This is a genomic window from Xanthomonas prunicola, from assembly GCF_002846205.1.
In the GTDB taxonomy this organism is placed as follows: Bacteria; Pseudomonadota; Gammaproteobacteria; order Xanthomonadales; family Xanthomonadaceae; genus Xanthomonas; species Xanthomonas prunicola.
In genome coordinates this window covers 731917-746545 of sequence record NZ_PHKV01000003.1, presented here as the reverse complement: position 1 = coordinate 746545, position 14629 = coordinate 731917, and the positions used below count along the sequence as shown (strand labels likewise).

The following is a 14629-nucleotide window of genomic DNA, read 5'->3' as shown; positions in this document are numbered from 1 at the left end:
GGTGCGCTTGGCATGCGGGTGCTTTGCGTAGCGTTCCGGCTCTGCCAACATCGCAGACTGCCTAGGAGCCCTTTCATGAATCTTTCCGCCCCCACTCCCGTTTCCGATCCCGCCGCCGCAGCGTGGGCGCCGGACAGCTGGCGCGGCAAACCTGCATTGCAGCTGCCGGTGTATCCGGATGAGATCGCGCTGCAGGCCGCCATGCGCGAGTTGGGGCAGCTCCCGCCGTTGGTGACCTCGTGGGAAATCTTTGCGCTCAAGCGCCAGCTGGCGGAAGCGCAGGAAGGCAAGCGCTTCCTGCTGCAGGGCGGCGATTGCGCGGAAAATTTCAGCGATTGCGAGTCGGGTACCATCTCCAATCGGTTGAAGGTACTGCTGCAGATGAGCCTGGTGCTGGTGCACGGGCTGCACTTGCCGGTGGTGCGGGTGGGCCGTTTTGCCGGGCAATATGCCAAACCGCGTTCGGCCGATACCGAGACCCGCGATGGCGTGACGTTGCCGAGCTACCGCGGCGATGTGATCAATGCGCCGGCCTTCACCGAAGCGGCGCGCGTGCCCGATCCACGCCGCATGATCACCGCGCATTCGCGGTCGGCGATGACGATGAACTTCGTGCGTGCGTTGATCGACGGCGGCTTCGCAGACCTGCATCACCCCGAATACTGGAATCTGGATTGGGTGGGCTATTCACCGCTGGCGGCGGACTACCAGAAGATGGTCGCTTCGATCGGCGATGCCGTCCGCTTCATGGAAACCCTGTCCGGTGCGGAGGTGTACAACCTCAATCGCATCGACTTCTACACCTCGCACGAAGCCTTGCTGCTGCCGTACGAAGAAGGCCTGACCCGGCAGGTGCCGCGGCAGTGGGGCTGGTTCAATCTGAGCACCCACTACCCATGGATCGGCATGCGCACCGCGGCGCTGGATGGGGCGCACGTGGAATACCTGCGTGGCGTGCGCAACCCGATCGCGATCAAAGTCGGGCCGTCGGTGCAGCCAGATCAACTGCTGCGCCTGATCGATGTGCTCAATCCCGACGACGAGCCCGGGCGCTTGAGCTTTATCCATCGCATGGGCGCAGCGCAGATCGCCGAGAAGTTGCCGCCGCTGCTGGATGCCGTAAAGCGCGATGGGCGACGGGTGCTGTGGGTGTGCGATGCGATGCATGGGAATACCGAAAGCACCGGAAATGGCTATAAAACGCGTCGTTTCGACAACATCCGCAACGAAGTGGAAGTCTCCTTCGACCTGCATGCGGCCGCCGGTACGCGGCTGGGTGGCGTGCATCTGGAACTGACCGGCGAAGATGTCACCGAGTGCACTGGCGGCGCGCGCGAGCTGACCGAGCGTGATCTGGAGCGGGCCTATCGCTCCAGCGTGGACCCGCGCTTGAACTATGAGCAGTCGCTGGAAATTGCGATGGCGATCGTGCGCAAGCAACAGCAGGTGAGCTCGCAGCCGCTGGGCGCGTGACCGCACCGTGCGCATGACGTGATGCTCATGCCGCGTGCGGCATGCTCTTGCAGCCATCCCTCTTTCCCCCCACAGGAGGAACGGTTTGACTGCCGATTGGAACGTCATCCGCGAATACGCAATCCCGCTAGGCGCCGCGCTGCTGGCGGGTGTCGTCACCTGGTCGCTGATGCTGTGGCTGTTCCGCCGCATGCAGGGCCGCGACTATCGCCGTGCGCGCATCATTCGCGTGATCACGCTGCCGGCGGCCTTCATTTTGCCGCTGTTGTTTCTGGGGATCGCCACCGAAGCGACTCCATTGGCCGGCAAGGCGCTGGCAGCGGTGCAGCATCTGCTGCACCTGGGCATCGTCGGCTGCGTCACCTGGTTGCTGGTGCGCGCGGTGGCTGCTGGCGAGGCGGCGATCTTGCGCAGCAACCCGATCGAAGTGTCGGACAACCTCACCGCGCGTCGCATCCAGACCCAGACGCGGGTACTGAGCCGCGTGCTGATGGGCACGGTGATCTTGCTCGGTATTTCTGTCGTCCTGCTGACCTTTCCGCAGGTGCGCCAGATCGGTAAGACCTTGCTGGCCTCGGCGGGCATCATCGGGCTGGTGGCCGGTATCGCGGCCAAGCCGGTATTCGGCAACTTGATCGCCGGCCTGCAGATTGCATTGACCCAGCCGATTCGCCTGGACGATGTCGTGATCGTGGAAGGCGAGTGGGGCCGCATCGAAGAGATCGGCAGCTCGTACGTGGTGGTGCGGATCTGGGACGAGCGCCGCATGGTGGTGCCGCTGACCTGGTGGATCGAAAACCCGTTTCAGAACTGGACGCGCAGCAGCGCCGATCTGCTCGGCACCGCGTTTCTGTGGCTGGATTACCGCACGCCGATTGCAGCGGTACGCGCGGAGCTGGAGCGCATCTGTCACAGCGAGCCGCTATGGGATGGCCGCGTGTGTGTGACCCAGATTACCGACACCAGCGACAACACCATCCAGGTCCGACTGCTGGTGAGCGCGCGCAACTCGGGCGATGCCTTCGACCTGCGCTGCCTGGTGCGCGAACGCATGATCGATTTCCTGACCCGCGAGCATGCGTATGCATTGCCGAGGATTCGCGCTGAAATCGCGTCGCAGGAAAAAGCACCATCGCGCGCCGCCGAGCCGATTGCACAGGAGAGCGTGCGTTCGCCGGGCGCCGAGGACGGCGAGCCCGCGACCACCATCTAGCGCAGCTCAGAAACCGACTGCACAGCCGCCAAGCGAGTGCGGCCGGTGTCCGAAATCGGCATGTACCACTCGTGCATGCGATTGTGATTGTGAGCGCGCCGTCCATGCCCACCTGACGACTGCTGGCAATGTTCTTGGCGGCCTCTTAGCGGGTCGTATGGCGCTACCTGCCGGCATCTAGGGTGTGCGGCAGGTAACGCGCAAATACCCGCCGGGGCGGTTCTTGCGCTTGTGCGCTAGGTGTAGCGGCGCTCAATCACGCGTGATAGAACCCGGCGGTGCCACAGGCGCAGTCCCTGACGTGGCAGATCTTGGCGCAGCCGGCGCACGCGGCGCATAGCCAGGCGTAAAGCGCGCATGGCTGCGCTGTTCGTACGCATACGCCAGCTCGATCAGGCGCGGCTCGCTCCAGGCGGTGCCCATGAACAACAGACCCAAGGGCAAGCCCTGGGTCTGTCCCATCGGCACGCTCAGGCTCGGGTAGCCGGCCACCGCCGCAGCGCCATAGCCAGCACCCGGGAAGGTGTCGCCCTTGCCGAGCGTGGTGATCCACGCCGCGCCCGTCGTGGGCACGATCAAGGCATCCAGGCGATCTGCCTTCAATGCTGCGTCGATGCCTTCTGGCCCGGCTAGCCGCCTGGCAGTGTCGCGCGCGCTCGCATACCCCGCGTCGTCAAGACCCGGCGCCGCCTGCGCCTGTTCGAATAACTCTTGCCCGAAATACGGCATCTCGCGCTGCGCATGCTTGCGATTGAAGGCAATCACCTGTTCCAGGCTCGTCACGGGCGCAGCGTGGGTTTGCAGATACGCGTTCAAGCCGGCCTTGAATTCGACCAACAGCACCGTTTGCTCGGCGGCATCCCACTGCCCCTCGGTGGCCAGGCGGGTCTCGATCACCGTGGCACCGGCCGTGCGCAAGGTCTGTACGGCGCGATCCAATACTGCGGCAATCGCAGGATCTTCGCGCAGTGGATTGCGCAACAGGCCCAGGCGCGCACCACGCAAACAGTCGGGCTTCAGGTGGGCGAGATAATCGACGCTGGTCGCTGGCGCCTTGGCGGTGGCCGGATCCTGCGGGTCGGGCGCGGCGATGGCCTGCAGGAGCACGGCCGCATCGGCGACGCTGCGTGTCATCGGCCCGGCGGTGTCCTGGCTGGCGGAAATCGGGATGATGCCGTCACGACTGACAAGGCCCACGGTCGGTTTGAGTCCGACCAGTCCGTTGACCGAAGCAGGGCAGGTGATGCTGCCATCGGTTTCGGTGCCGATGCCAACAGTGGCCAGGCTGGCCGCGATGGCCGCACCAGTGCCGGCGCTGGAGCCGCAGGGATTGCGATCCAGTGCATACGGATTGCGGGTCAGCCCGCCGCGCCCGCTCCAGCCGGAACTGGACTGGGTGGAGCGAAAATTGGCCCATTCGCTGAGGTTGGTCTTGCCTAGAATCACCGCGCCGGCGGTGCGCAGGCGTTGTACCAGGAAGGCATCGCGGCTGGGGTGGAACTCGGCCAGTGCCAGCGAGCCGGCGCTGTTGACCATCGGCAGCGCGTCGATGTTGTCCTTGAGCAGCACCGGGATGCCATGTAGCGGCCCACGGACACGCCCGGCGCTGCGTTCGGCGTCCAAGGCGCGCGCGTCGGCTTCGGCCTGCGGATTGAGTTCGATCACCGCGTTGAGCGTGGGGCCGGCGCGATCGATGCTGGCAATGCGCTGCAGATACGCGCGCGTGAGCTGCAGGCTGCTGCTTTGACTGCTGCTCATGCGGGCTTGCAGGCCGGCCACGTCGGCCTCGGTCAGATCGATGGAGGGGGCGGCAGACTCTTTTGGGGTGCCGGTCGCCGGGCGCGACGGGTCATCGGCATGCGCACAACCGCACAGTGCAGCAAGCAGCGCGAAAGACAACGTGGTGAATCGCATGAATGATCTTCCCCGGGGAGAGGTCGCAGGCTAACGGCGCTGCGTCGGGGTGACAACGGATGATGTGCCCGCAAACGGGCAGGGCGGCTCAGCGCTGGCGGCGTCGCACCAGATCGCGTGCCAGCACGCCGACCACGATCAGGTTGATCGCCAGCACGGCCCAGGCGGTCCAGCCAGGATGGCGGACGATGGCGTAGATATCGAAAGGCAGATAGATGGCCGCCGACAGGCAGCCCAGTACCGAGGCCCAGGCCTTGGCACGCCACAATCCCCAGGCTTCCACCACATGCAGCAGGCCGTAGGCCAGCATGGCGGCAGCGGCCAGATGCACGGCATCGGGGCTGATGGTCTTGAGCAACGACGGCAGTGCGCCGTGCTCCGGGTCCAGATTGAAGCGGCGGATCAGGGTGATGACCGCATTTTGCAGCGGGAGCGGGCCCAGAAGTTCCAGGCCCGTCGCCGCCAACAGCGCAAGCGTTCCCTTGACCGCCTCAAGCAAGGCGATCACATGCAGCCCCGGATGCGCGCGCGGATCCGGGCTATAGGGTTTGGTGCTCACGCGTGTCGGCCTGACAACTTAGCCCGAACGACCAGCGCGCTTACGGTCGCTTTCGGTCAGGAACTTCTTGCGCAGGCGGATTTCCTTCGGGGTGACTTCCACCAGCTCGTCGTCCTCGATGAAGTCCAGTGCCTGTTCCAGCGTGTACTTGATCGCCGGGGTCAGCTTGATCGCATCGTCCTTGCCCGAAGCGCGCATGTTGGTCAGCGGCTTGGTCTTGATCGCGTTGACGGTCAGGTCGTTGTCCTTGGAGTGGATACCGACCAGCTGACCTTCGTACACGTTGTCGCCTTCGGCGGCGAACAGGCGGCCACGCTCTTCCAGCGGCCCCAGTGCATAGGCCGGCGTGGCGCCCGGTGCATTGGCAATCATCACGCCGTTCTGGCGCTTGGCGATCGCGCCCTGTTCCTTCGGACCGTAATGGTCGAACACGTGGAACAGCAGGCCCGAGCCCTGGGTCAGGGTGCGGAATTCGTTCTGGAAGCCGATCAGGCCACGCGCCGGGATCATGTAATCCAGACGCACACGGCCCTTGCCGTCCGGCTCCATGTTCTTCAGCTGGCCCTTGCGGGTACCCAGCTTTTCCATCACGCCGCCCTGGTGCTGTTCTTCGATATCCACCACCAGCTGTTCGATCGGCTCCATCAACTTGCCGTCGATTTCCTTGATGATCACTTCCGGACGCGACACGGCCAGCTCGTAGCCTTCACGACGCATGTTCTCGATCAGCACCGACAGGTGCAGTTCGCCACGGCCGGAGACCAGGAACTTGTCGGCGTCGGAGCCTTCCTCGACCTTCAGTGCCACGTTGTGCACCTTCTCGCGGTCCAGGCGGTCGCGCAGCTGGCGGCTGGTCAGGAACTTGCCGCCGGACAGGTCCTTGTTGCCGGCGAACGGCGAGTTGTTGACCTGGAAGGTCATCGAGATGGTCGGCTCGTCCACGGTCAGCGCCGGCAGCGCTTCGGGATGATCGAGCGCGCACACGGTGTCGGAAATGGTCAGCTCGGCCACGCCGGAGATGGCCACGATGTCGCCGGCCTCGGCGGTGTCCTGCTCGATGCGCTCCAGGCCCAGGAAGCCCAGCACCTGCAGCACCTTGCCCTGACGCTTCTTGCCTTCGCGGTCGATCACGCTGACCGGCATGTTCTTCTTCAGCACGCCGCGCTGGATGCGGCCGATGCCGATCACGCCGACGAAGTTGTTGTAGTCCAGCTGGCTGATGCGCATCTGGAACGGGCCGTCCGGGTCAACGTCCGGGGCCGACACGTGCTGCATGATCGCTTCGTACAGCGGGGTCATGTCGCCGTCGCGCACGTCCGAATCCAGGCTGGCGTAGCCGTTCAACGCGGAGGTGTAGACGATCGGGAAGTCCAGCTGTTCGTCGGTTGCGCCGAGCTTGTCGAACAGGTCGAACACCTGGTCGATCACCCAGTCCGGGCGTGCGCCGGGACGGTCGATCTTGTTGACCACCACGATCGGCTTGAAGCCCATCGCGAACGCCTTCTGGGTCACGAACCGGGTCTGCGGCATCGGGCCGTCCATCGCGTCGACCAGGATCAGCACCGAGTCCACCATCGACAGCACGCGCTCGACTTCGCCGCCGAAGTCGGCGTGTCCCGGGGTGTCGACGATATTGATGCGGTTGCCGTTCCAGGTGATGGCCGTGTTCTTGGCCAGGATCGTGATGCCACGTTCCTTTTCCTGATCGTTGCTGTCCATCACGCGCTCAGCCAACACGGTGCGTTCGGACAGGGTGCCGGACTGCTTCAGCAGACAGTCGACGAGGGTGGTCTTGCCATGGTCGACGTGCGCGACGATGGCGATATTGCGGAGTTTTTCGATAGACATGCGGAAAGGGCCCCTGTCTGGCGCCAGTCTTGAGATGAGGTAAGCCCGACATTATAGCGGTTTCGTTGCGCTACCGTTGCGGATTGGCAAAAGTCCGTTCAGATCGCCCATTCAGTCAGCGTGACGAGGCCCATGGCCGGGCCGGGCAGGCTTTGGACCATGGTCGTAACCACGCGGCCGGTCGCACGCCCGGGTGTATCCTAATGGGCTGTTGATCACTCCAGAACCTGCAAGGATTTCCATGTCCCTGATCGCCACCTTTGACACCTCCCGCGGCCCGATCGTTGTCGAGCTGTACCCGGAGAAGGCCCCGCTGACGGTTGCCAACTTCGTCAATCTGGCCAAGCGCGGCTTCTACAACGGCCTGAGCTTCCACCGCGTCATCGCCGACTTCATGATCCAGGGCGGTTGCCCGGAAGGTTCCGGCCGCGGCGGCCCGGGCTACCGTTTCGAAGACGAGGCCAACAACGGCGTCGGCCACGAGCGCGGCGTGCTGTCCATGGCCAACGCCGGCCCGAACACCAACGGCAGCCAGTTCTTCATCACCCACACCGCCACCCCGTGGCTGGACGGCAAGCACACCGTGTTCGGCAAGGTCACCCAGGGCCTGGACGTGGTCGATAGCGTGGCCCAGGGCGACACCATCAATACGCTCACCATCGAAGGCGACACCGACGCTGTGCTGGCCGCCAAGGCCGACCGCGTTGCGGAGTGGAACAAGATCCTCGCCGCCTGATCGCATCACGTCGAACGGCCGCCATGTGCGGCCGTTTGCTTGTCACAGCGCGCCGCCAGGCCTTGCGCCACGCCAGCGCGCGACCCCCACCAACGCTTTTTAGCAGAGGAAACACCCCATGAAAGCACCTGTTCGTGTTGCTGTGACCGGCGCTGCCGGCCAGATCGGCTACGCCCTGCTGTTCCGCATCGCCTCCGGCGAAATGCTGGGCAAGGATCAGCCGGTGATCCTGCAATTGCTGGAACTGTCCAATGAGAAGGCCCAGGCCGCGCTCAAGGGCGTGATGATGGAGCTGGAAGATTGCGCGTTCCCGCTGCTGGCCGGCATGGTCGGTACCGACGACGCCGAAGTGGCGTTCAAGGACATCGACGTCGCCCTGCTGGTCGGTGCGCGTCCGCGCGGCCCAGGCATGGAGCGCAAGGACCTGCTGCTGGAAAACGCCAAGATCTTCACCGCGCAGGGCGCTGCCCTGAACAAGGTCGCCAAGCGCGACGTCAAGGTGCTGGTGGTCGGCAACCCGGCCAACACCAACGCCTACATCGCGATGAAGTCGGCGCCGGATCTGAACCCGAAGAACTTCACCGCCATGCTGCGTCTGGACCACAACCGCGCGCTGAGCCAGCTCTCGCTCAAGCTCGGCAAGCCGGTCGGCGGCATCGAGAAGCTGGTGGTGTGGGGCAACCACAGCCCGACCATGTACCCGGACTACCGTTTCGCCACCTCCGATGGCGCCTCGGTAGGCGATGCGATCAACGACCAGGAATGGAACGCGTCCACCTTCATCCCGACCGTGGGCAAGCGCGGTGCGGCGATCATCGAAGCGCGTGGCTTGTCGTCCGCAGCGTCGGCTGCCAATGCGGCCATCGATCACGTGCGTGATTGGGTGCTGGGCAGCAACGGCAAGTGGGTCACCATGGGTGTGCCGTCGGACGGCTCCTACGGCATTCCGGAAGGCGTGATCTTCGGCTTCCCGGTCACCACCGAGAACGGTCAGTACACCCTGGTCAAGGATCTGCCGATCGACGACTTCAGCCAGAAGCACATCGACAAGACCCTGGCCGAGCTGGAAGAAGAGCGCAGCGGCGTGTCGCACCTGCTGGGCTGAGTCATTGGCTCGCTGCTGTCATGAAAACGCCGGGCACTGCCCGGCGTTTTTTTTGCGTGTCGTGTCGCGATGCCGGCGCTGTCAGGTCAGGCCCTCGGCCTTCAGTGCGGCCTGCACATCGGCGTCGGCCAGCATGCGTTGCACGAACGCCTGCAGCGCGTCCAAGCCATCCAGATTCACGGCGACTTTCTGCGCCCACAGCAAGGTAACGAACAGGTACGCATCGGCACCGGTATGGCTGTCGCTGGCAAGCCAGGTGCGACCTTGCAGATGCGCATCGACACGCGCGTACAGCGTGCGCAATTTGCTGCGTGCATCGTCGTGGCTGCGCGCAATCAGCGCAGGGTCCTGCAGATACGCGGTGCTGCCGAAGATCGGCTTGAACGCGGGGTGCACGTCGGCATTGACGAAGGCGATCCAGCGATTGATTTCGGCACGGCTGCGCGCGGTGCCATCGCCTGAGAGGCCGGTCAGTGGTGCGATATCGGCGATGTAATTGAGGATGGCAGCATTCTGTGTCAACGCCCAATCGTCGACCAACAGCAATGGCACAGCACCGGCTGGATTCAGGCGTAGGTACTCAGGGGATTTCATCGTCGCCGCATCGACCACACTCAGGTCGAACGGCAACCCAGACCAACGCAACACGATGTGATCTGCCAGCGAACAGGCGCCGGGCTTGGTATACAGCTTCATGGGCGATCCACACGGGAGTGAAGGCGCTAGCTTAGCCGGCGAATGACTCGGTGTGGAGCGCAACGGCGGGTGGCGTGGCTGCGGCGGCGCGAGATCGGTCGACGTGGCGGCTGCGACAGCTGGAGTGGCGGCAGGGCGATTGCCAGTGCTGGCGCCGGAGAGACAAGCGGCAGCACCTTGCTCAATCTCTGGCCTTGGCGCTCACCAAAATGCGGATATCGCACGCAATTTTCCAACCAGTTCGGTGTGGGCTGACGATCGCGACGCGCGCTCAGCACGCCAACCATGCCGCTGCGGCTTCGATACATGAGAGCGTATCAAGCGCGTGATCAGCGCATCTCAGCAGTTGGGCGTGTCAGCGGTATGTGTCTATAGATGCGCCGCGACACGGCGGGCTCAGGACGCGTTGCGCGGGCGCAGTGTTTGCACGCGATAGAACGTATGGTCGCCGATGGTGGCCACCTGATAGGCATTACGCCAGCTGGGGCTCGCAATTGCGCTTGCGGCAAAGTGGCTGGCACCCGGTACGATCTCTTTGCGCTGGCCGACCGGCAGTGCCCAGTTGCGCTGCGCCGCCAGTGCCACGTCCAACGCCTTGTTCCAGGCATCGTCGTTCTTCAGCTGCGTGCCCGGCGCCACGATTGTCGGTGCAAACTGCTTGCGTGCAGTAACCACCTGACACATCGAGTCGCCCCACAAACCACTATCCAGACGACGCAACGCAACTTCCGCGACGGCCTGTTGGCCACGCAAGGTCTGGTCGCGCGCTTCCAGATAAACGGTCGTACTCAAACACAGCGAATCTGCGGCTGGCTGCGGCAATACATGCGACAGCCAGAGTATCCAAACCAGTTTCATAGAACTCCTTGCTCCGTATGGGCCGGTCTGCAGAGCATCCAATGTGGATGCACCAGTGCAGAGGGCTTGGCGTCATGGGGAGGCGGCCTGACATTGGTCGCCAAAGTCTCCGGCGAAAGAACGTCTGCCGAAGGTGCCCACCAAATGCGGCAGGTCAAAAAGTTGGCGCAAGGTAGGCGTCGATCACATAATCTTGGCTGAATGAGAGGGGTTGACGATTGCGATTGCTTGCAGTGCCTGGCGATGCGCAACACTGCGCCGCGCATCGCAGCATAGGATCTGCGCCGCATCGTCCCAGCGACTCCTGTGTTGCACGACTTCTTCGCCGTTTCGCGCGTATCGACGCCGTTGCGTGCTGCTTTGAATTGTCGCTGGAACGCGCCAGAGCAAACGGATTTCAGAATATTGCGAGATGTGTGCACGCCTTCATCACGCGATGGTGTGGCGATTGGAGTGAAGCTGCGTACTGCCACTGCTTACGCTGCTTCATACAGATGCGCGCGCGTTGCGGAAGCGTTGAAAGCGTCGGAAGCAGCGAATTGCGAAGCGCATGCGATGCAGGTGTCATGTGCGCTGCACGGCCGCTGATTTATGCAGTATCCGTTGATGCGGATAGATGCGCGCCCTTGGCGCATGTTTCTGATGGCAGCATCGGAGACGGCGGTGCCAACTGTTGCAAGGAAAGCTGATTTGGCATCCCTACGTGGTTGCCGTCATTGGATGATGTTCGAAGTTGTTGAGCGGTAGGCTGAAAAAGACCTGTCGATCATTCGATGTGTCGATAGTGCGTTCGAGTGAGGTGCACTGTGTTTCCGAGATCGCATCGTTATTGGCATAAGCGTGCAGAGGCGCGCAAATGCGGAAAGGCACATATGCACCAGCGCAACGAAACGCTGAGGTGCCAAGTGCAACAGTCAGCGCAACATGGACTGGCGTCAGAAACCCGCATGCATCTGGCGAAGATCTCAGTCGAAACGACAGATCACCCAGCGTGATCGCATCTTGGGACAACAGTTGGTGCTGTCGCGGCAATTGCGACTCATCAACGCATGCAGCAGGCATCAATCAGAGGGCACTATCAGTACCGCGCTGCGCCATCCAGCAGCGCCATGTTGTAACTGCGCCACAGACGGCGTCAGCTTGGTAAAGGTCGGTAAGGCCAGGGCCAGTGCCGCCGCCAGTGGCAGTGGCAGTGGCAGTGATTGTTTGCGCTGCCATCGCACTGCAGGCATCGATGCCGTTACTTTCGCAACATGGTGAACGTGCGGTTGCAGCGCCTGGTGTAATCACCACGTCGACAGCAGCGCGATGCTGCTCACAAGTGCGACGATCAGCAATGCCGTCGCCGCTGCATTGTGAGAGCCGGTCGTCAACACCAGCCCGATTGCCGCGCCGACCAGCAACGCTGCCGAGCCGTTTCCGATCAGGCGCACTGCGCTGACACCACGTGCACCGCGCCAACGCCGGCGTGCAAGCCCCAGCAGCGTGTTTTGCGTGACAGGTAGGCTGCGCAGCAACACGCTGGCCGGGCGGGCGGCGGGTGGAAGCAGCGGAGTCATGAGCACCAGCGACAGCGCCACTGCGGCCAACGCAATGCCTTACCGTTGCGTTCCTCCCACCCACGCCAAGCTCGTGCCATCACCCCAACGCTGTGCAGTAATGAGCCCCATCATTGCGTTGACGATCCATCTGCCCGCCATCGAAGATCCGGCCGCAACGGGCGCTCAGGCCACTGTAGTCGGTCAACGCGAAAATCAGCAGCAATTGGCCGGTGTACCAGAGCAGGCTCTTGCCGAAATGGGCTGCCGCGTAGGCACGCAATGCGGCAGGCGGTAGCGCAGTAGATAATGCGCGCGGTGGCGATGACATGCGAGTGCCTATAGCCGAGGCGCACGCCCGCGGCCGGCGTGGCAGACCACCGCATCCGCGATGCATGCCGGCGTTGGTCACGCCGCATGCAGGTCGGCAGTGCAGTCGAAACTCGAACGCAGCGACGGCGTCGTAGTCGCGCCGTCCTGGCGAACACCTTACAACGTCGCTGCCAGCCGACTCGCCTGGTTGATCGCGCGTTTGGCATCCAGTTCGGCGGCCACATCCGCGCCACCGATCAAATGCGGCTGCTGGCCATTGGCTTGCAGCGCGGCAAGCAACTCGCGACGCGGCTCCTGCCCGGCACAGATCACCACCGTGCCGACGTCGAGCAATTGCTCGCTGCCTTCCACGCGAATGCGTAACCCGGCATCGTCCACACTCAGGTATTCCACGCCGCCGAGCATCTTGACGCCCTTGGCTTTGAGCGTAGCGCGGTGGATCCAGCCGGTGGTCTTGCCCAGGCGCGCACCGGGCTTGCCAGGGCTGCGCTGCAACAGCCAGACCTGACGGGCAGGGCGCTCGGGCTGCGGTTTGGTCAAGGCGCCGCGTGCTTCAAAGCTCGGATCCACGCCCCATTCGGCCATCCAGCGTTGTGGGTCCAGCGACGGCGATTCACCCGAGTGCACCAGAAATTCACCGACATCAAAGCCAATACCGCCCGCACCGATGATCGCCACCTTGTCTGCGGCCACGTGCCGGCCCAGCACGACATCCAGATAGCTCACCACCATCGGATGATCGGCGCCTGGGAACTCCACCTTGCGCGGCTCGATGCCGGTCGCCAGCACGATCTCGTCGAAATCTTTCAGATCGGCTGACTGCACGCGGGTGTTCAAGCGCAATTGCACACCGGTCGCCTCGATGCGATGGCCGAAATAACGCAAGGTCTCGTTGAATTCCTCCTTGCCGGGTATGCGTTTGGCGACATTGAACTGCCCACCGATCGCATCGCTTGCATCGAACAAGGTCACCCGGTGCCCGCGTTCTGCTGCCACCGTCGCGCAGGCCAAGCCAGCCGGGCCGGCACCGACCACGGCAATCCGCTTGGGCGCGGTGGTTGGCGTGTAATTGAGCTCGGTTTCGTGCGCAGCGCGTGGGTTGACCAGGCAGGTCGCCAGCTTGTTGTCGAACACGTGATCCAGGCATGCCTGATTGCAGGCAATGCAGGTATTGATGGTGTGCGACTGCCCAGCGCGCGCCTTATTGGTCCACTGCGGATCGGCAAGCAGCGGCCGCGCCAGCGACACCATGTCTGCGGCACCCTCGGCCAGGATGCGCTCGGCCACTTCCGGCATGTTGATGCGGTTGGTCGCTACCACCGGAATGCGCAGATGCGGCTTGAGCTTGGCGGTGACGCCGGCAAACGCGGCGCGCGGCACCGAGGTGGCAATGGTGGGAATGCGCGCTTCGTGCCAACCGATGCCGGAATTGATGATGGTCGCGCCAGCCGCTTCGATCGCTTGCGCCTGCGCCAGGATTTCCTGCCATTGGTTGCCGTCTTCGACCAGATCCACCAGCGATAGCCGGTAGATGATGATGAAATCCGGCCCGCAGGCCTCACGAATGCGTCGCACGATTTCCACCGCAAAGCGCATGCGCTTGGTGGCATCGCCACCCCAGGCGTCACTGCGCCGATTGGTGCGCGCGGCGGTGAATTCGTTGATCAGATAGCCTTCCGATCCCATCACCTCAACGCCGTCGTAGCCGGCCTCGCGCGCCAGCCGCGCGGCGCGCGCATAGGCGGCGATCTGACGGTCGACCGCACCGGCCGACAAGGCGCGCGGAGTGAACGGGTTGATCGGTGCCTTGAGCTTGGATGGCGCCACCGACAGCGGGTGGTAGGCATAGCGCCCGGCATGCAGCAGTTGCAGGCAGATCTTGGCCCCGTGTTCGTGCACCGCGCGGGTGACCTGGCGATGCGGGCGGACTTCCCACGGCCACGACAACTTGCCGCCGAACGGTTTGAGCCAGCCCACCAGGTTTGGCGAAAACCCACCGGTCACGATCAGGCCCACGCCGCCGGCAGCGCGCTCGGCGAAATACGCCGCCAGCTTGGGGAAATCGCGCGCACGGTCTTCCAGGCCCGTGTGCATCGAGCCCATCAGAACGCGGTTGCGTAGTTGGGTGAAGCCCAGATCGAGCGGGGTGAACAGATGCGGGAAGGGTGAAGCGGACGGGCCGGTGGCGGGCGACATGATGTGGATACGCTGGCGTACGGAGTGCGCACGATGCCGGCAAACGCGGCTGGCGGCAAGTCCTCAGGCATCCGGCGCTGCCGCTGGATGCGGCGGGGCTCGATCAGAAATACGCCTTCGCTGCCGCCTGCACGAACCGCGTCCCAATGCGCAGGCGCTG

10 protein-coding genes and 1 pseudogene are annotated in these 14629 nt (G+C 63.8%); 4 read left to right on the top strand and 7 right to left on the bottom strand.

The features are described 5' to 3' along the window. Nucleotides 1-75: 75 nt before the first annotated feature. Both XpruCFBP8353_RS13320 and XpruCFBP8353_RS13315 read left to right on the top strand, forming a co-directional pair. Complete coding sequence (locus XpruCFBP8353_RS13320) at nt 76-1473, top strand: class II 3-deoxy-7-phosphoheptulonate synthase (protein ID WP_101363631.1); 1398 nt, start codon at nt 76-78, stop codon at nt 1471-1473. An 85-nt stretch (nt 1474-1558) separates the two neighbouring features. Then, nucleotides 1559-2686, top strand: a complete 1128-nt coding sequence (locus XpruCFBP8353_RS13315; RefSeq protein ID WP_101363630.1) for a mechanosensitive ion channel family protein — start codon at nt 1559-1561, stop codon at nt 2684-2686. Nucleotides 2687-2938: 252 nt separating this feature from the next. Here XpruCFBP8353_RS13315 and XpruCFBP8353_RS13310 read toward each other — a convergent pair whose 3' ends face one another. The 3 genes from XpruCFBP8353_RS13310 to typA form a co-directional block, all read right to left on the bottom strand. Then, the gene (locus XpruCFBP8353_RS13310; RefSeq protein ID WP_207759641.1) at nt 2939-4585 is read right to left on the bottom strand and encodes an amidase; all 1647 of its coding nucleotides are present in this window, start codon (nt 4583-4585) and stop codon (nt 2939-2941) included. A gap of 103 nt (nt 4586-4688) precedes the next feature. Continuing rightward, nucleotides 4689-5108, bottom strand: a complete 420-nt coding sequence (locus XpruCFBP8353_RS13305) for a DUF2127 domain-containing protein (RefSeq protein WP_207759640.1) — start codon at nt 5106-5108, stop codon at nt 4689-4691. A gap of 69 nt (nt 5109-5177) precedes the next feature. Beyond that, nucleotides 5178-7007 carry a translational GTPase TypA gene (gene typA, locus XpruCFBP8353_RS13300; RefSeq protein ID WP_101363627.1) on the bottom strand — a complete coding sequence of 610 codons (1830 nt, stop codon included), beginning with the start codon at nt 7005-7007 and terminating at the stop codon, nt 5178-5180. Between the two features lie 241 nt (nt 7008-7248). Here typA and XpruCFBP8353_RS13295 point away from each other — a divergent pair, with 241 nt between their 5' ends. Both XpruCFBP8353_RS13295 and XpruCFBP8353_RS13290 read left to right on the top strand, forming a co-directional pair. Then, the gene (locus tag XpruCFBP8353_RS13295; protein ID WP_010368631.1) at nt 7249-7743 is read left to right on the top strand and encodes a peptidylprolyl isomerase; all 495 of its coding nucleotides are present in this window, start codon (nt 7249-7251) and stop codon (nt 7741-7743) included. Between the two features lie 118 nt (nt 7744-7861). Then, on the top strand, nt 7862-8848 hold the full coding sequence (locus tag XpruCFBP8353_RS13290; protein ID WP_101363626.1) for a malate dehydrogenase: 987 nt from the start codon (nt 7862-7864) through the stop codon (nt 8846-8848). 81 nt (nt 8849-8929) lie between these two features. On the opposite strand, the gene XpruCFBP8353_RS13285 is transcribed toward XpruCFBP8353_RS13290, so the two are convergent. The 4 genes and pseudogenes from XpruCFBP8353_RS13285 to XpruCFBP8353_RS13270 form a co-directional block, all read right to left on the bottom strand. After that, nucleotides 8930-9544: a glutathione binding-like protein gene (locus XpruCFBP8353_RS13285; RefSeq protein WP_101363625.1), complete on the bottom strand. Its 615-nt coding sequence runs from the start codon at nt 9542-9544 to the stop codon at nt 8930-8932. 396 nt (nt 9545-9940) lie between these two features. Further along, complete coding sequence (locus tag XpruCFBP8353_RS13280; RefSeq protein WP_010368619.1) at nt 9941-10402, bottom strand: cell wall hydrolase; 462 nt, start codon at nt 10400-10402, stop codon at nt 9941-9943. A 1076-nt stretch (nt 10403-11478) separates the two neighbouring features. Continuing rightward, nucleotides 11479-12271: pseudogene (locus XpruCFBP8353_RS24620) on the bottom strand (MFS transporter); the annotation flags it as partial. Between the two features lie 158 nt (nt 12272-12429). Further along, the gene (locus tag XpruCFBP8353_RS13270) at nt 12430-14469 is read right to left on the bottom strand and encodes an NADPH-dependent 2,4-dienoyl-CoA reductase (RefSeq protein ID WP_101363624.1); all 2040 of its coding nucleotides are present in this window, start codon (nt 14467-14469) and stop codon (nt 12430-12432) included. Nucleotides 14470-14629 lie beyond the last annotated feature (160 nt).